22 protein-coding genes and 1 pseudogene are annotated in these 21,275 nt (G+C 71.4%); 16 read left to right on the plus strand and 7 right to left on the minus strand.

What is annotated here, in order from left to right:
- Positions 1 to 63: 63 nt before the first annotated feature.
- Together AQJ91_RS33230 and AQJ91_RS33235 are read right to left on the minus strand one after the other, a co-directional pair.
- Entirely contained in the window at positions 64 to 324 is a 261-nt protein-coding gene (locus AQJ91_RS33230; RefSeq protein ID WP_067029017.1) for a Txe/YoeB family addiction module toxin, read from the minus strand.
- Between the two features lie 9 nt (positions 325 to 333).
- Entirely contained in the window at positions 334 to 591 is a 258-nt protein-coding gene (locus AQJ91_RS33235) for a type II toxin-antitoxin system Phd/YefM family antitoxin (protein ID WP_067029019.1), read from the minus strand.
- A gap of 75 nt (positions 592 to 666) precedes the next feature.
- Here AQJ91_RS33235 and AQJ91_RS33240 point away from each other — a divergent pair, with 75 nt between their 5' ends.
- The gene (locus AQJ91_RS33240; RefSeq protein WP_234383189.1) at positions 667 to 861 is read left to right on the plus strand and encodes a hypothetical protein; all 195 of its coding nucleotides are present in this window, start codon (positions 667 to 669) and stop codon (positions 859 to 861) included.
- Between the two features lie 485 nt (positions 862 to 1,346).
- Here AQJ91_RS33240 and AQJ91_RS33245 read toward each other — a convergent pair whose 3' ends face one another.
- A complete protein-coding gene (locus tag AQJ91_RS33245) occupies positions 1,347 to 1,970 on the minus strand; it encodes a dihydrofolate reductase family protein (protein ID WP_067029021.1) in 624 nt (207 codons plus the stop codon).
- Between the two features lie 249 nt (positions 1,971 to 2,219).
- Positions 2,220 to 3,410, minus strand: coding sequence for a pyridoxal phosphate-dependent aminotransferase (locus tag AQJ91_RS33250; RefSeq protein ID WP_067029023.1), 1,191 nt, complete (start codon positions 3,408 to 3,410; stop codon positions 2,220 to 2,222).
- Positions 3,411 to 4,274: 864 nt separating this feature from the next.
- On the opposite strand from AQJ91_RS33250, the gene AQJ91_RS33255 reads away from it, so the two are divergent.
- The 7 genes from AQJ91_RS33255 to AQJ91_RS33285 all read left to right on the plus strand — a co-directional run bounded on the left by AQJ91_RS33255 (position 4,275) and on the right by AQJ91_RS33285 (position 11,976).
- Complete coding sequence (locus AQJ91_RS33255; RefSeq protein WP_067029025.1) at positions 4,275 to 4,820, plus strand: DUF2617 family protein; 546 nt, start codon at positions 4,275 to 4,277, stop codon at positions 4,818 to 4,820.
- A 139-nt stretch (positions 4,821 to 4,959) separates the two neighbouring features.
- Positions 4,960 to 6,597 (plus strand): polyamine aminopropyltransferase, encoded by a 1,638-nt coding sequence (locus AQJ91_RS33260; protein WP_067029028.1) that lies wholly within the window; start codon positions 4,960 to 4,962, stop codon positions 6,595 to 6,597.
- Positions 6,598 to 6,971: 374 nt separating this feature from the next.
- On the plus strand, positions 6,972 to 7,829 hold the full coding sequence (locus AQJ91_RS33265) for an SRPBCC domain-containing protein (protein WP_067029030.1): 858 nt from the start codon (positions 6,972 to 6,974) through the stop codon (positions 7,827 to 7,829).
- Between the two features lie 57 nt (positions 7,830 to 7,886).
- Entirely contained in the window at positions 7,887 to 8,681 is a 795-nt protein-coding gene (locus AQJ91_RS33270; protein ID WP_067029032.1) for an aldose epimerase family protein, read from the plus strand.
- A 10-nt stretch (positions 8,682 to 8,691) separates the two neighbouring features.
- A complete protein-coding gene (gene pyrE / locus AQJ91_RS33275) occupies positions 8,692 to 9,240 on the plus strand; it encodes an orotate phosphoribosyltransferase (protein ID WP_067029034.1) in 549 nt (182 codons plus the stop codon).
- Between the two features lie 125 nt (positions 9,241 to 9,365).
- Positions 9,366 to 10,397, plus strand: a complete 1,032-nt coding sequence (gene fbaA, locus AQJ91_RS33280; RefSeq protein ID WP_067029036.1) for a class II fructose-bisphosphate aldolase — start codon at positions 9,366 to 9,368, stop codon at positions 10,395 to 10,397.
- Positions 10,398 to 10,464: 67 nt separating this feature from the next.
- Positions 10,465 to 11,976 carry an MFS transporter gene (locus AQJ91_RS33285; RefSeq protein WP_067029038.1) on the plus strand — a complete coding sequence of 504 codons (1,512 nt, stop codon included), beginning with the start codon at positions 10,465 to 10,467 and terminating at the stop codon, positions 11,974 to 11,976.
- 119 nt (positions 11,977 to 12,095) lie between these two features.
- On the opposite strand, the gene AQJ91_RS57520 is transcribed toward AQJ91_RS33285, so the two are convergent.
- Complete coding sequence (locus AQJ91_RS57520) at positions 12,096 to 12,221, minus strand: hypothetical protein (protein ID WP_267891261.1); 126 nt, start codon at positions 12,219 to 12,221, stop codon at positions 12,096 to 12,098.
- A gap of 143 nt (positions 12,222 to 12,364) precedes the next feature.
- The gene (locus tag AQJ91_RS33290; protein WP_067029040.1) at positions 12,365 to 12,784 is read right to left on the minus strand and encodes a DUF3151 domain-containing protein; all 420 of its coding nucleotides are present in this window, start codon (positions 12,782 to 12,784) and stop codon (positions 12,365 to 12,367) included.
- A 311-nt stretch (positions 12,785 to 13,095) separates the two neighbouring features.
- Here AQJ91_RS33290 and AQJ91_RS33295 point away from each other — a divergent pair, with 311 nt between their 5' ends.
- From AQJ91_RS33295 to kynU, 4 genes are all read left to right on the plus strand, one after another.
- Positions 13,096 to 13,512, plus strand: coding sequence for a prevent-host-death protein (locus AQJ91_RS33295; RefSeq protein ID WP_067029042.1), 417 nt, complete (start codon positions 13,096 to 13,098; stop codon positions 13,510 to 13,512).
- On the plus strand, positions 13,509 to 13,934 hold the full coding sequence (locus AQJ91_RS33300; RefSeq protein ID WP_067029044.1) for a cytotoxic translational repressor of toxin-antitoxin stability system: 426 nt from the start codon (positions 13,509 to 13,511) through the stop codon (positions 13,932 to 13,934). Before AQJ91_RS33295 ends, AQJ91_RS33300 begins: the two co-directional genes overlap by 4 nt.
- Positions 13,935 to 14,225: 291 nt before the next feature.
- The gene (locus tag AQJ91_RS33305) at positions 14,226 to 15,065 is read left to right on the plus strand and encodes a tryptophan 2,3-dioxygenase family protein (protein ID WP_067029046.1); all 840 of its coding nucleotides are present in this window, start codon (positions 14,226 to 14,228) and stop codon (positions 15,063 to 15,065) included.
- Positions 15,058 to 16,254 carry a kynureninase gene (gene kynU, locus AQJ91_RS33310; protein ID WP_067029048.1) on the plus strand — a complete coding sequence of 399 codons (1,197 nt, stop codon included), beginning with the start codon at positions 15,058 to 15,060 and terminating at the stop codon, positions 16,252 to 16,254. Before AQJ91_RS33305 ends, kynU begins: the two co-directional genes overlap by 8 nt.
- Here the strand turns inward: kynU and AQJ91_RS33315 are convergent.
- Entirely contained in the window at positions 16,251 to 16,853 is a 603-nt protein-coding gene (locus AQJ91_RS33315) for a TetR/AcrR family transcriptional regulator (protein ID WP_067029049.1), read from the minus strand. The two genes, kynU and AQJ91_RS33315, sit on opposite strands and share 4 nt — an antisense overlap.
- A 210-nt stretch (positions 16,854 to 17,063) precedes the next feature.
- Between AQJ91_RS33315 and AQJ91_RS33320 the strand changes: the two genes are divergently transcribed.
- The 4 genes and pseudogenes from AQJ91_RS33320 to AQJ91_RS58455 form a co-directional block, all read left to right on the plus strand.
- Positions 17,064 to 17,945, plus strand: a complete 882-nt coding sequence (locus AQJ91_RS33320; RefSeq protein ID WP_067029051.1) for an alpha/beta hydrolase — start codon at positions 17,064 to 17,066, stop codon at positions 17,943 to 17,945.
- Between the two features lie 140 nt (positions 17,946 to 18,085).
- On the plus strand, positions 18,086 to 19,129 hold the full coding sequence (locus AQJ91_RS33325; protein WP_067029053.1) for an alpha/beta hydrolase: 1,044 nt from the start codon (positions 18,086 to 18,088) through the stop codon (positions 19,127 to 19,129).
- A complete protein-coding gene (locus AQJ91_RS33330; protein WP_067029055.1) occupies positions 19,122 to 20,351 on the plus strand; it encodes an acyltransferase family protein in 1,230 nt (409 codons plus the stop codon). Before AQJ91_RS33325 ends, AQJ91_RS33330 begins: the two co-directional genes overlap by 8 nt.
- A gap of 364 nt (positions 20,352 to 20,715) precedes the next feature.
- Positions 20,716 to 21,231: pseudogene (locus AQJ91_RS58455) on the plus strand (sensor histidine kinase); the annotation flags it as partial.
- Between the last annotated feature and the right edge of the window lie 44 nt (positions 21,232 to 21,275).

Raw genomic sequence — 21,275 nt, forward strand, 5'->3', positions numbered from 1 at the left:
GGCATGCGTGAGTGCTGAGCGACGCTGGTACCGGCAGGGCCCGGGCCCGATTCCTGGGTCCTGTCAGCTCTCGTAGTGATAGCGGCACTGTGCGATCAGGACGCCATCCTCGGTGGCCTTGTAGATCAGTCGGTGCTCGTCGTTGATGCGGCGCGACCAGTAGCCCTGGAATCCGTGTTTGAGGGGTTCCGGTTTACCGATTCCCTCGTTGCCGTTCCGGGCGATGTCCGCGATGAGTGTGTTGATGCGCTTCAGGATCTTCCGGTCCTGAAGCTGCCACCACAGGTAGTCCTCCCAGGCACGGGAGGAGAAGGTGATCTTCATTCGCGGCCGTTATTCGTCGGTCGCCAGCTCGCGTACGGTGCCTCCGCCGTTTTCCAGCTCGTCGATGGACGCGAGCAGGTGCCGGGCGTTGGCCGGGCTTCGCAGCAGGTACGCCGTCTCCTTCAGGGACTCGTAGTCCTCAAGGGAGACGATGACGACCGGCTCATGTCCGGCCCGGGTGATGACGACCTCTTCGCGGTCGTCGGTGACCGAGTTGAGCACCTCGGCGTACCGCGCGCGCGATTCGGAATATGTCATTGTCTTCACGATCGACCCTCTCTCGACGTACAGGAAATTGTACGTCTGCTCCTGTGGTGCGGCAAGCGTCGCGATGACGGCCGCGTGTCGCGGGCCAACTGGAACCGTCAGCACCAGCTCCGCGGCAGGCACGCCACCAGGGAATGGAAGGGCTCCGAGCTGGAGCAGTGGGAGTACGAGATCACCAGCGGCGGCCGGGTCTGCTACCTGGTCAGCCCGGGTACCTCGACGGTGATCCTGGTGTACGCCTCCCTGCGACACCCGAAGGACACCGAGTAGCGCTCACTGTTGAGCGCGAATTTCTGGGCAGGGCCGGCCTTGGGCTCGCCCTGCCCAGGCGGAGTCAGGTGGCCGACTGGGGATGTCGGCGGTCTCTGAAACCTGGGTTCACGGAACGGCGACAAAGGGGACGCGGGGCGATGGCGTCCCGCCAGGTGTCCGCCAGGTGGTGTAGGGGATCAAGGCACCGGAACCCGGAGGTCGGGGGCGGCGGCTACGCCGGGGCAGGGCTCTGGCCGGCCTCAGCAGGACGCTTGGCGGGCCGCCGCCTCCACGGGGACGGCCGAGGGCCTCGAACCGGAACGCCAAGCACTTGATTCCCTACACCACGTCGCAGGACACGACCCGCGGGGCTGCGGCCCGGATAGCTGATGTGCACTACTCGCACAGCGACCGCTTCGCTCCAGCCTCTCGTCGACTGCCCGCCTCACCGCTCGCGTCGGCGATCCGCTCACGGCCTACGAGGAGCTGCACTCCCACGGACGTCAGCCGTCAAGGGCTGGGGCCGGCACTCCGCTGGACGGCGTGTTCCGGGCATGTGTGACGCGGAATCGCATGTGTGTGACGTGCGGTGAGGCGAGGATTCTGCTCCGTTCCAGCTCGATGTGTTCCTTTCCCAGGTGATCGAAGAGTCGGCGGCCGTCGCCCATCAGCACCGGTGCGATCTGAAGGTTGATCTCATCGAGGAGCCGGGCCCTGAGCGCCTGTTGAGCGATGTCCGCACCCATCAGCGTGACGTCCTTGCCGCCCGCCGCTGTCTGTGCCTGCTGAAGCGCGCTTTCCACGCCTGCGGTGATGAAGGTGAAGGTCCCGCTCTTCATGACCATCTGGCTTCGAGCGTTGTGGGTGAGGACGAAGCAGGGGACCGGGAAGGGCGTGTCCTCCCACACCTCGACACCCACGTCGAATGTTCTTCTGCCCAGTACGACCGCACCTGTCGAGTCCGAGACCTCTCGTGTGATCGCGGCGTCCACCTCGCTCCCTGACGTGTCAAAGATCCATTCATGCAGACGAAGACCGCCCCGGCCCATGGGGTGTTCGGCGCTGATGTCCGGACCGGCCATGAAGCCGTCGAGCGACATGGTGACGTTCAAGACCACCTTGCTCATGAGACAACTACCTCTCCACGCGGTGTGTGATCGACCAGCCAGACGGTCAGACCGGGCGGCGAGGCCGAACTCATCGGTCTTCCACCATGCGCGGGTGGACATAGCTGTACTTCACGGGGGCGACGCCATGGGGCGCTGTCCGCTGCCGAGGTTGATCGGCCGGTCTGCACTCGATCGAGTGCAGACCACCCGGCACCCACGCCGGTGATGATCTCGCCTCGACCTCACTCGCGAGGGAGGAGCGCGAGTTCAGGACGCCAATCGTTGCAGGCGGCTGGTGGCTTCGGCGAGGACGTCGTCCTTCTTGCAGAAGGCGAAGCGGACCTGGCTGCGGCCGGCGTTGGGGTCGTCGTAGAAGACGGAGTTGGGGATGGCGACGACGCCGCAGCGTTCGGGGAGCGCGCGACAGAAGGCGTAGGCGTCCTTGTCGCCGAAGGGGGTGATGTCGGTGGTGATGAAATATGTGCCCTGGGGCTGGTAGACCTCGAACCCGGCCGCGCGCAGGCCGTCGCCGAGCAGGTCGCGCTTGCGCTGGAGATCGGCGCGGAAGCTGTCGAAGTACGCGTCCGGCAGGCGCAGCGCTTCGGCGACCGCGTACTGGAAGGGGCCCGCGCTGACGTAGGTCAGGTACTGCTTGGCCGTCCGGACGGCGGTCACGAGTTCCTGGGTACTGGTCACCCAGCCGACCTTCCAGCCGGTGAAGGAGAAGGACTTGCCCGCCGACCCGATCGTCACCGTGCGCTCGCGCATCCCCGGGAAGGTGGCGAGGGGCAGGTGCTCGGCGTCGTCGAAGACCAGGTGCTCGTACACCTCGTCGGTGACGACGAGCAGATCGCGCTCTACGGCGAGCTCGGCGATGGCGGTGAGCTCCGCGCGCGTGAGGACGGTGCCGGTGGGGTTGTGCGGGGTGTTGATCAGGAGCAGCCGCGTGCGGTCGGTGACGGCGGCGCGGAGCTCGTCGAGGTCGAGGCGGAAGCTCCCTTCGTACGGGCGCAAGGTGACCGGCACTCGCGTCCCGCCCGCCATCGCGATGCAGGCCGCGTACGAGTCGTAGTACGGCTCGAACGCGATCACCTCGTCATCCGGCTCCAGCAGCGCGAGCAGCGTCGCGGCGATCGCCTCGGTGGCACCGGCCGTGACCAGGACCTCGGCGTCGGGGTCGTAGGACAGGCCGTACCGGCGTTCCTGGTGCGCGGCGACCGCCGCACGCAGCTCGGGGATGCCCGGACCCGGCGGGTACTGGTTGCCGCGCCCGTCGCGCAGCGCCCGCACCGCCGCCTCCCTGATCTCCTCGGGACCGTCCGTGTCGGGGAACCCCTGGCCGAGGTTGATGGCCCCCGTCCGCAGGGCCAGCGCGGACATCTCGGCGAAGATCGTCGTCCCGAACTCGGCGAGCCGGCGGTTGAGGAGGGGGCGGGTGCTGGAGGTCATGCCGGTCATCCTGCGCCCAAGCTCTGGAGTTCCTCAACTCTGCTTTGGCCGCCGGGAGGGGTGGGCATCTCCCTCGCACGAACGGAACGACAGCGCTGGGACACCACTACGACAGCACATGGCGAGGCGCCCACGGGGGGCCGCTTCGGGGGAAATGAAAGGAGGGTGACGCCATGACCTTCGGCATCATCCTGGCGGTGGTCGCAGTACTCATCTTCGCAGTCGTGCGCCTCAGCCTTCGGGAGGACAGGGCGGCGGCGAGGAGCCGGGCCGCGCGGGGGCGCGGCCGCCGGAGCGGCCACAGCAGCAGCGGCCACAGCAGCAGCGGCAGCAGCAGTGGCGGCGGCTGGTGGGCCGACGGGGGAGGCTCCAGCGGTGGCTCCTCGTGCGGGGGCGGCTCGTCCTGCGGAGGCGGGTCGTCCTGCGGGGGCGGCGGCGGAGGCGGGGGTGGATGCGGCGGAGGAGGCAGCTGACACGGGGCAGCTGAGCTCCGAGGGGGAGCCGCATCCGGACGGGGCGGGGCCGACGACGGGGGTCGGCCCCGCCCCCTCTGCCGTCGGGCCTGTCGTCCGGCCCTTGTTGTCCATCCTTCGCGAGGTGCTCCGGCGCACGCCTCCACCGGCCTGGCGCACGCCGTGGTTGAACAGTTGAGCTGTGGAGCCCCCGGAGGGATGGAAACCCCACGAAGTTGGGTAAAAACACTGTGGAGCCGCCACCGTTCATGATTCCCTCTAAATCACCAGCGCAGCCCCTCGGACGTCCTGCGGACACTCCCTGACTCGCCGACTGGGCTGGCCGGGCCGAACTCTCGGTGTCGACCGGTGCGCCGGAGACCCACACCTCCCTTTCCTTGCGTGCTTGCGGAGCCGATCCATGCTCACGAACCTGAACACCTGCTACACCGACACGTGCGCGGCCGACCTCGCCTGGACACTGGGGCGCGAGCCGCTCCCCGCCCTGGCCACGCTCGACCTCGAACTGTCCGGAGCGAAGCTTCAGTTGAGGCTGCTCGGCGCGTCCCACCAGGTACTCCTGGAGGAGGAGCGGGGCAGCTGTTCGGAGACGGTGGCGTGCATCCCGGGCAGCAGTACGCCGCTGCCGCTGGGGGTCGCCAAGCGGGTCGGCGACTGGGAGTACGAGTTCGCCGCCCGCGTCGAGGTCCTGTCGCCGGGTCAGTTCGCGGGCCGCGCCCAGGAGTTGCTGGCGCTGGTCGCCGACCATCCGAACGGCCTCGCCGGCGTCTTCCCCGGCAGCCCGCACGCCTTCACGGCGATGCTGGCCCAGTGGTACGAGGGTCAGGTCCACTGGCGGACCTGGCACGCGTACCCGCAGGACGGCCAGTTGGTGGCGACGCGGACCCGGGTGGGCGTCCGTGTGACGCGCCCGGTGCCGGTGCCGGTGCCGGTACCGGTGAGATGACGGGCAGGCGCACGAGTTCGGGTGGCGGGTGACGTACGTGTCTCGGTTCCGGCCAGATAAACGCACCAAGCCGAACTGACCGAGAGGTCCACACGTGTGGGTGACGAAGCGTGACGCGCATGTGACGTAACGTCGCAGCGTGATCGAACCGCACGCGCCCGCCCCGTCCGGCACCACGCCACCCTGGGCCGGCCCCGCGCGGCTCCCGGTCCGGCCGGGCACGGGACGGTTCCTCGTCCTCGCGGGCGTCTTCGTCTGCGCCGCCTGCGGACTCGTGTACGAACTCGAACTCGTCGCCCTCGCCTCGTACTTGATCGGCGACTCGGTCACCCAGGCCTCCGTCGTGCTGTCCGTCATGGTCTTCGCGATGGGCATCGGCTCGCTCGCCGCGAAACGTCTCCGCAGGCTCGCCGCGGCCGGGTTCGGCGCGATCGAGGCACTGCTCGCCCTCGTCGGCGGCTGCAGCGCGATGGCCCTGTACGCCGCCTTCGCCTGGACCGGCGACTGGGGCGGCATCTGGGCGGGCGGCTCCCGCACCCTGCTGGTCGCCTTCTCCCTCACCATCGGCCTGCTGATCGGCGCCGAGGTCCCGCTGCTGATGGAGCTGATCCAGCGCATCCGGCGGCAGGACGCGGGCGGCGCGGTGGCCGACCTGTTCGCCGCGGACTACGTGGGCGCCCTCGTCGGCGGCCTCGCCTTCCCCTTCCTGCTCCTGCCCCTCCTGGGCCAGTTGACGGGCGCGCTGATCACCGGCGCCGTCAACGCGGTGGTCGGTGGCGCCCTCGTCCTCGGCCTGTTCCGGCGCGACCTGAGCTGCCGCGCCCGCTGGCTGCTGCTGCTCGCCAACGTCGCCGTCCTGGGCGTCCTCGCCACCGCCGCCGTCCACGTCGACGACTTCGAACGGGCCGCACGGCAGGAGGTGTACGGGCGGGACGTACGGGTCGCGCTCCACACACACGTCCAGGAGATCGTCCTCACCGGCGGCACCGAGGGCCGCCCCCTCGACCTCTTCCTCGACGGCCGGCTCCGGGCCAGCGGCCGTGACGAACACCGCTACCACGAGGCACTGGTCCACCCCGCGATGAACGGCCCCCACGCGCGCGTACTGATCCTCGGCGGCGGCGACGGCCTGGCCGCGCGTGAGGTACTGCGCCATCCCGGCGTACGACGGGTGGACGTCGTCGAACTCGACGCCGGCCTGGTGGAACTGGCGTGCAGCGACCCCGCCCTCTCCGCCCTCAACGGCCACGCGTACGGCGACGCGCGCGTGCACGTCGTGACGGCCGACGCCTTCGGCTGGCTGCGGGGGGCACCGAGAGCGGCGTACGACGTGGTGATCTCGGACCTGCCCGATCCCGGCATCACGGACAGCACGAAGCTGTACTCCCAGGAGTTCTACGGCCTGGCCCGGGGCGTCCTGACACCGGCCGGCCGCCTCGCCGTCCACGCGGGCCCGGTCGCCACCCGCCCCCGGGCCTTCTGGACGGTCGACACCACCCTGCGCGCGGCGGGCCTGCACACCTCCCCCTACGCCGTCACCGGCCACACCAACGACTTCACAGCGGGCCCGGACCGCCCGGCGGGCCGGACCCGGGCCCCGCACGACTGGGGGTTCGTGCTGGCGGGGCGGGAGGTGCGGCCGGGGTTGCGGGTCGATGCGGGGGTGGTACGGGCGCGGACGCTGACGGGGGAGGAGCTGAGGGAGGGGGCTCGGGTGGTGGAGGGGACGCGGGTGCGGGGGTTGGAGGCCTCGACGTTGGTGCATCCGCGGTACTAGGGGGTGTTTCCAACAGGCGACATTCGCCCCGTCGCGACGCCCGGCACGCTCCCCCACTGCCTTAAGGGCGTGGGAGGTGCCCCCACTCGCCGCACCGGGTACAAACCCGAGTACGTCCAGTACGAGGGCTTGTACCCGGCACGCCGAGAGCACGCACCGGACGCCGCTCCTTGACGGGCGAACGCTGCCTGCCGGGGCACTAGGGGTTGGGGTGGGGACGAGGTCGACCTCTTTCCCGGTCGTAGACAGGTGGTGGGTGGGGCATAGGTCGGGGGTCCAGGAGGCGGAGCCCCCTGGCGGGGGCCACACCGACGTGCGGGGAGATTAGGCCGACGGGGGGTGCAGGGCCCGTCTTCTGGGTACGCTCGCCAACCATGGAGCATGAGGTGTTCGTTCCGGTTCCGGCCGAGCGGCTCAGGGAGGTGCTGGCCGACCCCTCGAGGGTCGCCCGGGCGATTCCCGGGCTCCAGCAGGACGCCGGTGCCGAATCCGTCGCCGGCCGGATGAAGGTGCGTATCGGCGGCCACACCATCACCTACCGCGGTGCCGTACGGATCTCCGGCCAGGCCGACGGTGCGTACACCGTCGAGGGCGACGCGACCGAGGCACGCGGTACCGGTTCGGTGAAGCTCGCGCTCACGGTGCGGGCCAGGGACACCGACGGTGGTTCCACGGTGACCTTCGAGGGCACGGCCTCCGCGGACGGCCGCGTCGTCGAACTGCCGGCGGAGTCCGTCGCGTCGGCCGTGACGCGGCTGCTGACCCGGTTCGCGGAGGGGCTCGGCGTGGCGGCCACGGAGGCCCCGGCCCCCGAAGACGTCTCCCCCCAGGCGGCCGGCGACTTCTCCCCGCAGGCCACCCGAGACTTCGAGTCGACGCCGGACGCGGATGACGCCCCAGCACCGGAACTGGACGTCGACGAGCCCGAGCCCGAGTCCGTCTTCGACACCGAGGTCCCACCTCCGTCCCTCGACCCGCAGTCCGAGGAACCCGCCGCGCCCGAACCCGCCGCCCCCGAACCCCCCGTCGCCGAAGCCGCACACGCCCGCCGCACGATGATCGGCCGCAGCGCGGAAGAGGTGGACCACGCCCCGCCCCGGGGCCGCTACGCCCCCGTACCCGCCCCGCAGACCGTCGCCCCCAACCCCGCCCTGCGCTGGGCGGCACCGGCCGCCGCCGTCGTCGTGGCGTCGGCGATCGTGGTCGGCAGGATCCTGCGCCGCCGCCGCTGAACGGCGTAGGACAGGAGCGGCACCACGCCCTCTTGATCGCCCCAGTAGGGTCGTCCCGTGAGTAACGAAGACATCACGCTGACCGCGGGCGACGCGGAGGTGACCGTGCAGCCGGGCAACGGCGGACGGGTCGGTGGGCTGCGCGTCGGAGGCGTGGAGCTGCTGCGGCAGGGGGAGCGGTTCGGCTGCTTCCCGATGGTCCCCTGGTGCGGGCGGATCCGGGACGGCCGGTTCCTGGACGGCGCGGTCGGCCGGCAGATGCCGCTGAACGCCCCGCCGAACGCCATCCACGGCACCGCCCGCGACGGCGCCTGGAAGGTCGCCCGCGTCACCGCCGACGAGGCGGTCATCACGTACGACCTGGTCGACCCCTGGCCCCACTCGGGCCGCGTCACCCAGGTCGTGAGCCTCGCCGAGGACTGCCTGACCCTCACCATGTCCGTGGAGACGTACGACTCGTCCTTCCCGGCGCAGGTCGGCTGGCACCCCTGGTTCAACCGGAACCTCGGCGGCGACAGCGAGGACGTACGCCTCGACTTCACCCCCGCCTGGCAGGAGGAGCGCGGCGCCGACCACCTCCCCACCGGCAGGCGCATCGACCCCGAGCCCGGCCCCTGGGACGACTGCTTCGGCATGCCCGGCGGCGTCGACGTCACCCTCACCTGGCCCGGGCGGCTGGAGCTGAAGGTGGCCAGCCGGGAGGAGTGGGTGGTGGTCTACGACGAGCAGGAGGCCGCCGTGTGCGTGGAGCCGCAGACCGGCCCGCCCAACGGGCTCAACACCCACCCGCGCCTGGTCACGCCCCTGGAGCCGCTGGAGGCCACGACCACCTGGAGCTGGACCCGGCTCTAAGCTGGTCGGCATGACGGACGTACGCGGCACGCTGCTGCAGCAGATCAAGGACAAGGCCGTGGTGCACGGCAAGGTGACCCTGTCGTCGGGTCTGGAGGCCGACTACTACGTCGACCTGCGGCGCGTCACCCTCGACGGCGAGGCCGCGCCCCTGGTCGGCCAGGTGCTGCTCGACCTGACCGCCGACCTGGACTTCGACGCCGTGGGCGGCCTGACCATGGGCGCCGACCCGGTCGCGGCGTCCATGCTGCACGCCGCCGCCGCGCGCGGCCGGAAGCTGGACGCCTTCGTCGTACGCAAGGCGGCCAAGGCACACGGCATGCAGCGGCGCGTCGAGGGTCCGGAGATCGCCGGCCGCCGGGTGCTGGTCGTCGAGGACACCTCCACCACCGGCGGCTCCCCGCTCACCGCCGTCGAGGCCGTGCGTGAGGCCGGCGCCGAGGTGGTGGCCGTCGCGACGATCGTCGACCGGGCGACCGGGGCCGCGGAGAAGATCGAGCAGGGCGCGGGAGTGCCGTACCGCTTCGCGTACTCGAAGGACGAGCTCGGTCTGGACTGACCGGAGCATGGACCATCCGCCCAAGTCTGGAAAGATGGGGCCGACGATGACGTCGCACCCAAGGTCTAGGTCAGGGCCGTAAGAACAACGCAGTACGCCAACCCGCACACCCAAGGAGCGGACGAATGCCCATCGCAACCCCCGAGGTCTACAACGAGATGCTCGACCGGGCGAAGGCAGGCAAGTTCGCCTACCCGGCCATCAACGTGACCTCCTCCCAGACCCTGCACGCGGCCCTGCGTGGTTTCGCCGAGGCGGAGAGCGACGGCATCATCCAGATCTCGACCGGTGGTGCCGAGTTCCTGGGCGGCCAGCACAACAAGGACATGGTCACCGGCGCGGTGGCCCTGGCCGAGTTCGCGCACATCGTCGCCAAGAAGTACGACATCACCGTCGCGCTGCACACCGACCACTGCCCGAAGGACAAGCTGGACGGCTACGTCCGTCCGCTGCTCGCCGTCTCCGAGGAGCGCGTCGCCCGCGGCGAGAACCCGCTGTTCCAGTCCCACATGTGGGACGGCTCCGCCGAGACCCTGGCCGACAACCTGTCCATCGCCCAGGAGCTGCTGGAGCGCGCCCGCGCCGCCAAGATCATCCTCGAGGTGGAGATCACCCCGACCGGCGGCGAGGAGGACGGCGTCTCGCACGAGATCAACGACTCCCTCTACACGACGGTCGACGACGCCGTCCGCACGGTCGAGGCCCTCGGCCTGGGCGAGAAGGGCCGCTACCTGCTGGCCGCGTCCTTCGGCAACGTCCACGGCGTGTACAAGCCCGGCAACGTGGTCCTGCGTCCCGACCTGCTGAAGGACCTCAACGAGGGCATCGCCGCGAAGTACGGCAAGCCGGCCGGCTCGCAGCCGTTCGACTTCGTCTTCCACGGCGGCTCCGGCTCCACGGAGGAGGAGATCGCGACCGCGCTGGAGAACGGCGTCGTCAAGATGAACATCGACACGGACACGCAGTACGCCTTCACGCGTCCGGTGGCGGCCCACATGTTCCAGAACTACGACGGCGTCCTGAAGGTCGACGGCGAGGTCGGCAACAAGAAGACCTACGACCCGCGCACCTGGGGCAAGCTGGCCGAGGCGAGCATGGCGGCGCGTGTCCTCGAGGCGTGCGGCAACCTGCGTTCGACGGGCACGAAGATCAAGTAATCCGTCCTCCGCGACGGCTTCTGGTGAGCCCGGTGCCACGGCACCGGGCTCGCTGTATACCTGGGACATGCCCGACGTCCGGCTGGCCTCGCCGCGAGGCAAGTGGATCCTGCTGACCACCATCCTCGGCTCCAGCATGGCCATGCTGGACTCGACGGTCGTCAACGTCGCCCTCCCGCGCATCGGCCGCGACCTCGACGCGGACCTGGCGGCGCTCCAGTGGACGGTCAACGCGTACATGGTGACGCTGGCCGGCCTGATCCTCCTCGGCGGCTCCCTGGGGGACCGTTACGGCCGCCGCAGGATCTTCGTCGTAGGGGTGGTGTGGTTCGCGGCGGCGTCACTGCTGTGCGGGATCGCCCCGAACGCGGGTGTACTGGTCGCGGCGCGGGCGTTGCAGGGCATCGGCGGAGCACTGCTCACCCCCGGCTCCCTGGCCCTGATCCAGGCGTCGTTCCACCCCGACGACCGAGGACGGGCGATCGGCCTCTGGTCCGGCTTCGGCGGCATCGGCGCGGCGGTGGGCCCGTTCGTGGGCGGCTGGCTGGTGGACGGTCCCGGCTGGCGCTGGGTGTTCCTCCTGAACGTCCCGCTGGCCCTGCTCTGCGCGCCGATCGCCCTGCGCCACGTCCCCGAGTCGGATGGGGGTCCCTCCCGCTCGAGCGAAGCCGAGAGTGGGGGAGGCCGTCGCGACCATGCCCGCTTCGACGTGTCGGGCGCGGCGCTGGGAGCCCTGGCCCTCGCGCTGGTGACGTACGCGCTGATCGAGGCGAGGGAGGGCTCCCTGACGGTGGCCGTCACGGCGGTGGCGGGAGTGGCGGCGGGGGTCCTGTTCGTCCGCGTCGAACGCCGCACCCCGGACCCGATGATGCCGCCGGCCATCTTCACGGCGTCCCGTCAGTTCACGGCGGTCAACCTGGTCACCCTGTGCGTGTACGCGGCGTTCGGCGGCTTCTTCTTCCTGGCCGCGCTGCAACTCCAGGTCGTGGTCGGCTACACGGCCCTGGGCGCGGGTACGGCGCTGCTCCCCACGACAGCCCTGATGCTCCTGCTCTCGGCCCGCTCGGGCGCGCTGGCGGACCGCATCGGCCCCCGCATCCCACTCACCGTCGGCCCTCTGCTGTGCGCGACGGGCTTGCTGCTGATGCTGAGGGTGGGAGAGGGCGCGTCGTACTGGGCGGACATCTTCCCCGCCCTCCTGGTCCTGGGTCTGGGCATGGTCACCCTGGTCGCGCCGCTCACCGCCACGGTCCTCGCCTCCGTCGACACCGCGAGGGCGGGCCTGGCCAGCGGCATCAACAACGCGGCGGCCCGTGCGGCGGGCCTGATCGCGGTCGCCGCGCTGCCGCTGATCGCGGGGATGGGGCCGGAGGCGTACCGCTCGCCGCCGGCCTTCGACGAGGCGTTCGGGCGGGCGATGGCTGTGTGCGCGGGGGTGCTGGTGGTGGGTGCGGTGGTCGCGTTCGCGACGGTACGGCGACTGCCACCGGACTGTCGACGCCCGGAGTGCCGAACCCATGGCAGCGTGACGGCTCCGCCGCTGGAGGGGCGGCGGTCGGCTGGGCGGGCGGGTTCCTGAGACCGAGGCCGGCCACAGGGCTTCGCCTGGGGGAGCCGCCGCGGTTCCTACGCCGTGCCGGGCACACGGCGGGGTACGGGACGGCTGGGGGAATCCAGCGTGGCGATGGGCAGGCCGGCTCATCGCGCGCCGTCCGCGCGCAGCTCGGCCCAGACGCGTTTCCCGCCGTGCACCAGCTCGGTGCCCCAGGCGTGGGCGAGGGCGTCGACGAGGAGCTCGAGTCGCGCGTCTGCGGTCACCCACATCGAGGGGCGGTGGGCGCCGTCATAGGACCGGAAGGGCCACGGCCCGGTCCCCTGGGAGAATGGTGCTCTGTGTGATCGTGCACTCCGTGCCGCCACCGCTTCCTGAGCAGCGGCGACACAGACGTTGTGAGCTGCGGTGACTGTTACCGCTTCAGCTCGGCGTATGCCTCGGCGCTGCTGTCCTGAAGGAACTGCCAGCAACGCTCTGTCTCGTCCTTCTCGTTGATCTCGCCAGCGGCACGAGCGAGGGCGGCGAGGCAGCGCAGGAACCCGCGATTGGCCCGGTGGTCCCAAGGGATGGGGCCATGTCCCTTCCATCCGGCCCGGCGCAGCCCGTCCAGACCGCGGTGATAGCCGGTCCGTGCGTACGCGTACGACTCGACCACGCGCCCCGCCTCGAAGGCGTCGTCGGCGAGCATCGCCCAGGCGAGCGAGAATGTGGGGTGCTTCGCCGCGACCTCGGCCGGCGCCAGGGACTCCTCGCCCAGCAGGCGGTACGCCTCTTCGTTCTCCGGCAGGTGTGTCGGCTCCGGGCCGCCGAGCAGGTTCTTGTGTTCAGCCATGCCGCCAGTCTGCCACCCGTGCGCTGTCGCCTGACGGGTTCGGAGACGAGAGGCTGCTGCGGGGCCAGAACGTTGGGAGAGCGGCAGCCCGCGAGGATGTCCGACGCATGAGAGGGGGCGTACGACGGTGATGAGGTGCTCTGCTACGCGGGAGAGGATCTTGCGGAGGACTACGGGTACTGGGTGCGTGAACTGCTGCGAGAGACCGGCACGCCGATGTGGCACTTGGTCACCCACCCCCGCTAAGTACGTGAGGTACTTGACGTACTTACCGTTGGGGGGCACCCTGGAGAAGAATGAGGAGGCTGGTCATGTCTGCAGTGCACTACGAGAGCTACACCCAGGCGCGCGCCCATCTGAAGGACCTCCTCGACGCGGCCGACGAGGGGCGGGTGGCGACCGTACGCCGTGACTCCGGGCGGGCGGCGGTAGTGGACGTGGAGCGGCTGCGTCACTACCTGGCGCTGGTCTGCCCGTCGAAGGCGCAGACCGTGGCGGAGGCGGGAGGCTGGTCGCTGTTCATCCCCGGTCTGCCGGTCGCCGCGGACGGGGCGACCTTCGACGAGGCCATAGCGGAGATGGTCCAGGCCCTGCGCGAGTACGCCGAAGACTGGCAGGACCGGCTGCGTACCGCCACGAACCACCAGGACCACTGGGGCTTGGTCCAACTGATCGCCCTCAGCGACGACCAGCAGCTGCGGGACTGGCTGGTGGGAGTTGCACGGTGAGTCGACCGCAGCCGGACCGTGAACGCCACGACCGTTTCTGCACCGTCGAGAGCTGGAAGCGGGTACGGGACGCACGCGGCCGCACCGGCACGCACCATGTCACCTACGAGCTGACGCTGCACGACGGGCGTGTGCTGCGTACCCGGATCTCGCACCCGGTGGACCGCACCGTCTACGGCCCGGCGATGTGGAGCCACATCCTGCGCGATCAGCTCGACGTCACCGACGACGAGTTCTGGGCCTGCGTCCTGCGAGGACAGCTTCCGGACCGGGGGGTTCCCGAGGCACCGAAGGAGGCGCTGCCTACGGATCTTGTGTACCTGCTGATCCACCGGGTGGGGCTGACGGAGGAGACGGTTGCCGCTCTGTCCAAGGAAGACGCGGTGGCCCGGCTCCAGCAGTACTGGACCGACGGGAACTGACCGACTCCTGCCGACACGAGGGCGGAGCGCTGCGCCCAGTTCCTGAAGGACTCCTCGCCGACGGCCGCCCAGACCCTGGGCTGGTGCCCCGGCAGGCAACGGGCGTCGCGACGGGGCGAATGTTGCCTGTGGGGGCACTAGCTGTCGCTTATCTCCGGGCCCGCCTGTGTGATCAGGCGGGCCTTGCCTTTTCGGCGCAGCATCGAAGAAGATGCCCGGCGGGGACCGGGGCCCCCGTGTCGGTAACGGCAGGGGCGGACCGCTACCCGGAGTACACAACAGGAGACAGCGATGTCCCACGAGGCTCACGAAACGCAGGAGCCCGAGACCCCGCATCTCGACTTCCAGGGAACGACGCCGTACGAGGACTATGTCCAGGCGGACGTCCTCACCCACCTCCAGCACACCCTCTCCGACGACCCCGGAGAGATGGTCTTCCTGGTCACGACCCAGGTGATGGAGCTGTGGTTCACCGTGATCGTGCACGAGTGGGAGACCGCCGCGCATGCCCTGCGCGGGGACGACGTCCCTACCGCGATCGCCGCGCTGAAGCGTTCCGTACGCGAGCTGGAGGCGCTGAACGCCTCCTGGAAGCCGCTCGGACAGCTCACGCCGGCCCAGTTCAACTCGTACCGCTCCGCCCTCGGCGAGGGCTCCGGCTTCCAGTCGGCGATGTACCGCCGTATGGAGTTCCTGCTCGGCGAGAAGTCCGCGTCCATGCTGGTCCCGCACCGCGGCGCGCCCCGCGTGCACGCCGAACTGGAGAAGGCGCTGCACGAGCCGAGCCTCTACGACGAGGTCCTGCGGTTCCTCGCCCGGCGCGGGCAGGCCATCCCGGAGGATGTCGTGGGGCGCGATGTGTCGCGGCGGTACGAGTCGTCCGACGCCGTCGAGGCCGTGTGGACGTCTGTTTACTCCGGCGATCAGGACTCCGAACTCTGTCATCTCGGCGAGGCGTTGACCGATGTCGCGGAGCTTGTCTGGCGCTGGCGCAACGACCATCTCGTCGCCACCCGCCGCGCGATGGGCGCGAAGGCCGGTACCGGCGGCTCGGCCGGGGTGGCCTGGCTGGAGAAGCGCGCGCAGAAGAACGTGTTCCCCGAGCTGTGGACGGCGCGGTCTCATGTCTGAACTGAGCGGTAAAGCAAGGGACTTGGACGTCGCCGATGAGCTCGGCAAGGTGCGTGCGCAGTTCGTTCTCGACGATGTCGTCTACCTCGACGGGAACTCGCTGGGTGCGCTGCCCGCCCATGTTCCGGGGCGCGTCGAGGACATCGTACGGCGGCAGTGGGGTGCGCTGCGCATACGGTCCTGGGACGAGAGCGGCTGGTGGTCCGCGCCCGAGCGGATCGGCGACCGTATCGCCCCGCTGGTCGGCGCCGCGGCGGGGCAGATCGTCGTCGGCGACTCCACGAGTGTCAATGTGTTCAAGGCTGTTGTGGCTGCCGTACGGATGGCTCGGCTTGAGGACACCGGCCGGGACGAGGTCGTCGTCGATGCCACCACCTTTCCCACCGACGGGTACATCGCCGAGTCCGCCGCCCGTCTCACCGGCTGCACCCTGCGTCCGGTGACCCCGGCCGAGGTGCCCGGCGTCCTCGGCCCGCGTACCGCCGCCGTCCTGCTCAACCACGTCGACTACCGCACCGGCCGGCTCCACGACCTGCCGTCGCTCACCGCCGCGATCCACGAGGCGGGGGCGTACGCCGTCTGGGACCTGTGCCACAGCGCGGGCGCGCTGCCGGTCGGGCTGGACGAGTACGGCGTCGACCTGGCGGTCGGCTGCACGTACAAGTACCTGAACGGCGGCCCGGGTTCACCGGCGTACCTGTATGTACGACGTGAGCTCCAGGACCGTTTCGACTCCCCGTTGCCCGGGTGGAACTCGCACGCCGAACCTTTCGGCATGCGGACGGACTACGAACCGGCGCCGGGTGCGGCGCGCGGCCGCGTCGGGACGCCGGACATCCTCTCCATGCTCGCCCTGGAGGCGGCTCTGGAGGTGTGGGACGGGGTGCCGATCGAGGCCGTTCGCGCCAAGTCCCTCGCGCTGACCGACTTCTTCCTGGAGTGCGTCGCGGCGTATGTGCCCGAGGGGCGCGTGGAGTCGGTGACGCCGGTGGCGCATGAGGAACGCGGGAGCCAGATCGCGTTGCGGTGCGCGGATTCCGGGGATGTGATGGAGCGGCTCATCGGGCGGGGGGTGGTCGGTGACTTCCGGCGGCCCGATGTCCTTCGGTTCGGGTTCACGCCGTTGTACGTCGGGTTCGCCGACGTGGAGCGGGCGGCGCGGGTGCTCGCGGAGGTACTGGTGCCCTAACTGACGTAGACCCCCGCCACGGCAGCCGCGTACGCAGCTTGTGCGGCGCGCTCCGCGGCGGGGGTGTCGGGGGCCGTCCCCGTGGTCAGCAGCTCGTAGTAGAGGGGCGCCGACACCGCCCGTACGACCGCCTTGGCATCCGTACCCGGTGGCAACTCCCCGCGGGCGACGCCCTGTTCGACGCACGGCGCCCATTCGGCCACCCGTACCTCGTAGAAGCGCCGCAGCGCCTGGGCCGTGCGTTCGTCGCAGGTCGCCGCGGCGATCACCGCCCGGAACAGCGCCCCCTGCCGGGCGTCGGCCAGCGTCCACCGGACCAGGGAGGCGTTGGCGCGCAGGTCGCCGAGCACCGACCCGGTCTCCTCGCGCGGCAGGGACTGTTCGGCCATGTCGGCGAGCAGGTCGGCCACCAGGCCGGTGACCGAGCCCCAGCGACGGTACACGGTCGTCTTGCCGACCTCGGCGCGCCGGGCGACGTCCGCGAGATCGAGGTGCGCGAATCCCCGTTCCGCCAGTACGTCTCCGGCCGCCCGCAGTACGGCCGTACGGACACGCGCGGTACGCCCTCCGGGACGGACGGTTCCGGGTTCGGCGGACATAACGGCCTCCTTGGTGCATGCGCGGGATCACGCACGGGGTACCCGGTCAGCGTAACGAAACGGCAGGACCGTTTAACCCTCACCGAGCGTGACATCCCTGTGTCCGCGCACGTCACCAGCCTGATAGCGTCCCCGCCAACGGCCGAATTCCTTTCCTGGTCCGCCACCACCGATTCGTCCAAATCCGTTTCGTCGCTGAGAGGTTGGAGCATGCCGGACGACGCCGCAGCAGCCCGGGCCGCCGCCGAAGAAGAGTCGGCCTTCGCGCACCCGGCCGTCGACCCCGATGTCACCGCCGCGTACGGCGACCACCCCGACCAGGTGATCGACTTCTACGCCCCGCGCGCCGAGGTCGGCCCCGGCGGGCTGCCCCCGCTGGTCGTCGTCCTGCACGGAGGTGCCTGGCGGGCGCCGTACGACCGCCGGCACATCACGCCGTTCGCGGACTTCCTGGCCCGGCGCGGCTTCGCCGTGGCCAACGTCGAGTACCGGCGCGGGGCGGAGGGCGCGGGGGAGTCCGGTCCTCCGGTCGCGGGGCGCTGGCCTGACACCTTCGACGACGTTGCGGCCGCGCTGGACGCGCTGCCCGCACTCGTCCGCGAGGCGCTTCCACAGGCCGACGCGCGCCGCGTGGTGATCACCGGCCACTCGGCGGGCGGCCACCTCGCCCTGTGGGCCGCCGCCCGGCACGTCCTGCCCGCCGACGCGCCCTGGCGCATCGACCGTCCCGCCCCGCTGCGGGGCGTGGTGGCGCTGGCCCCCATCGCCGACTTCGCGGTCGCGGACAAGCTGGATGTGTGCGAGGGCGCCGCGCGTCAACTACTGGGCGGCGAGGAGCAGTTCGGCGAACGGCAGCCGTACGCCGACCCGGCTCTGCTGCTCCCCACCGGCATCGCGACCACGCTCGTCCAGGGGCGTACCGACCTCACCGTCCCGCAGGCCGTCGCCGAGGCGTACGCGGACGCGGCGGCGAAGGCGGGCGAGGTGGTGGGGCTGACGCTGCTGGAGGACGTCGGGCACTTTCCGCTGATCGATCCGGTGGCGGACGCGTGTGCTGTGGTGGCGGAGGAGATCGCACAGCTGGCGTGGTGAGTGGGTCCCTCTCGTACCCGTAGTACCTGAGAGCTACGCGGCAGGACAGTTCCCTGGCGTGACGCGGACGACGAGCCGCGGTCCGTAACTTCCCATCCAGACAAGCCCGATGGCCGGGCGGACTGGAAGGGGAGACGACCATGGGGCTCACCACGGGGGCGGCCGCGACGCAGAGCGTTGCGCCGGAGCAGCTTTCTGGAAGCGGCCGTACGGCGCCCAGACGCCACCGCTCCCGCAGATGGCGCCGTGCTCTCCTCGCCTCCCTCATCACCGCCGCCGTGGTGGTCCCCCTCTCCGCCGCCACCCGGCCCGAGATCCCCGCCCCGGCCCCGGCCGCCCTCGCCCCGGTGACGGCGGCGACGCTGGGCGAGGCGTACGCGGCGAACCGGGCCAACGCCGCGGCGGCGTCCCGCATGGCCGCGGCGCACGGGGACGGTGAGCGAGCCGCGGCGGACCGTGCGATGGCCGGCCCGGGGCGGAGCTTCCTGACCTTCGACGGCCGGGGCTCCGGCCGCGCCACCGAGGTCTTCGGCGACCTGGCGCACGCCGACCGGGTCGCCGTCCTGGTCCCGGGCTCCGACACTTCCCTCGACACCTACGACCGGTTCCGCGCGGGCGCCCTGGCTCTCCAGGAGCGGCTCACGCGGGAGGCCCGGCACGGCATCCGCACCGCCGTGGTGGCCTGGCTGGGCTACGAGACGCCGGGGACGGTCAGTACGACGGTCACGACGACGGGGCGGGCCGAGGAAGCGGCCCCGCGGCTGCGGGAGTTCATACGGCAGCTGCGCGGCATCACCGGCGAGCGGGCGGGCGTCTCCCTGCTCTGCCACTCCTACGGCTCGGTGGTCTGCGGGCGTGCGGCCTCCGGCCTGGACGTCGACGACATCGCCCTCGTGGGCAGCCCGGGCACCGGCGCGGACTCCGCCGCCGGGCTGCACACCGGAGCCCGGGTCTGGGCGGCCCATGGCGCCGACGACTGGGTGGCGAACGTCCCGCATATGAAGGCCGACCTGTTCGGTACGACCGTCGGCTTCGGCACCGACCCGGTGTCCCCGGCGTTCGGCGCCCGCGTCTTCGCGGCCGGCGACGGCGGCCACAGCGACTACTTCCGGCCGGGCACGACGTCCCTCGCGAACCTGACCCGCATCGTGCTGGGCGACGACCCGGAGGCGACTCATGGCTGACCTGACCCTGCGCGGTACGTGGGAGGGCATACGGAAGGGTGCCGGCCAGGTCGACGCGGCCACCCCTGCGGAGCGTGACCGGGCCGTCGACGCGCTGCGTGCCTTCGCGATCCTCGGTGTCGTGCTCGGCCACTGGCTGGTGACCGCGCTGGTCGCCGACGGCCGCGCCCTGCACACCGCGAGCCCGCTCCAGCACCTGCCCTGGCTGGCCCCGATCTCCTGGGCCTTCCAGACGTTGGCCGTGTTCTTCCTGGTCGGCGGCCATGTCGCGACGCGTGGCTACGCCTCGGCCCGGGCCCGCGGGATGTCGTACGGGCAGTGGCTGGCGGCCCGGCTGTCCCGGCTGTTCAAGCCGGTCGCGGCCGTCCTCACCCTGTGGACGGTGGCCGCGGTGTGCCTGCTGGTGTCGGGCACGGAGTTCGAGACGGTCCGCACCCCGGTCAAACTCGCCCTGTCACCCCTGTGGTTCCTCGTCGTGTTCGCCGCGCTGACGGCGGCGACGCCTCTGCTGCTGCGCCTCAACCCGCTGTGGCCCCTGGCCGTCGTCCTGCACGTCGACCTGATCCGCTTCGGCCTGGGCGGCCCGGCCTGGCTCGGCTGGATCAACGTGGCGGCCGGCTGGCTGGTGCCCTACACCCTCGGCGCCGCCTGGACCCGGGGCGAGCTGGACCGGCGCCGCGCGGGCTGGCTCCTGCTCGCCTGCGGTACGGCGGCGACGGCCGGGCTCGTCGCCTGGGCGGGCTACCCGGCGTCGATGGTCGGTGTCCCGGGCGAGGGGATGTCCAACCTGAACCCGCCGACGCTGGCCGCCGTCGCCTTCGGCACCGCACAGTGCGGGCTCGCCCTGCTGCTGCGCGGGCCACTGCGCCGCGCGCTGCGCCGGCCGGTCGCCTGGGGGGCGGTGGCGCTGGTCAACCTCTCCGCGATGACGATCTTCCTCTGGCACCAGACGGCCCTGATGGCGACCACCGCCACCGGCCTGGCGGCCGGTCACCTGCCCGGCCTGCACACGCGCCCCGACGACCTGGTCTGGGTGGCGTTCCGGCTGGCCTGGCTGCCGGTGTTCGCGCTGGCGCTCGCGGCCTGCTGGACGGCGTTCCGCGGCTACGAACAGGGCGGTGGAGGGGGAGGGGGCCGGACGCGGGGCCGGGGCCGGTCGCGGGTCGTGCGAGCGTACCAACCGCCGGACCGGGAGGGGGCGTTGGAGGAGCGCCATGTCTAGGGTTGGCCGGGTGACGGAGACGGGGATCCAGCGCGCGTTCACCAGCCGCGTCCTGCGCTGGCTGCGGGTGCTGCGCGACGATCTGTGGACCGCCCGGGCGGACCCGCTGCCCGTCTCCGTCTGGCTGCGGTGGCTGCCGCACGGCCTGGTGTGCCTGGCCGCGTTCGGCATCACGCTCGGCGGCGTGGCACAGCTCAACGACAACGGCAAGCTGAGCGTCGGGCCCGCCTTCCTGATCGGCCTCGCGCAGGGCGGCGCGGTGGTCCTCGCCCTGGGGCGGCCGGTCCCCGCGTGGTGGCTGTCGACCGTGGCCATGGTGGTGGGCGCCGTCGCGGTGCGCGCCCAGCTGATGGCGGGCTGGAACATGGCGGAGGACGAGACGGCACACGGCTTCACCTGGCCCTGGACCGCGGCCGGGATCATCGCGCAGCTGCTCGTGCTGCTGCTGCTCGCGCTGCGGGTGCGCACCCGGGTGTCCGTCGAGGCGCTGGCCCTGACCGCGCTCGTCACCTACGCCCTCCAGGGCCTGTGGGGCGCCAAGGACTACACGCCCACCGGCGTGGTCGCCATCGCCCTGTCCGCCGTCGTCGTGACGCTCGGCATCGCCCTGCGCGGCCGCCGCGAGGCCCGCGCGGAGCTGGGCAGGCAGACGACCCTCACCGCCGAGGAGCGGGCCCGGCGCACCCTGCTGGAGGAGCGCAGCCGCATCGCCCGCGAGCTGCACGACGTGGTCGCCCACCACATGTCGGTCATCTCCATCCAGGCCCAGGTCGCCCCGCACCTCGTCGCGAACCCGCCCGAGGAACTGAAGGAGAACCTCGCGGGCATCCGGCAGAACGCGATCGAGGCCCTGGCCGAACTCCGCCGCGTCCTCGGAGTCCTGCGCTCGGAACACCCCGACGCCCCGGACGCCCTCGACGAGCC

The sequence above is a fragment of the Streptomyces dysideae genome (genome assembly GCF_001514305.1).
GTDB classification, from domain to species: Bacteria; Actinomycetota; Actinomycetes; order Streptomycetales; family Streptomycetaceae; genus Streptomyces; species Streptomyces dysideae.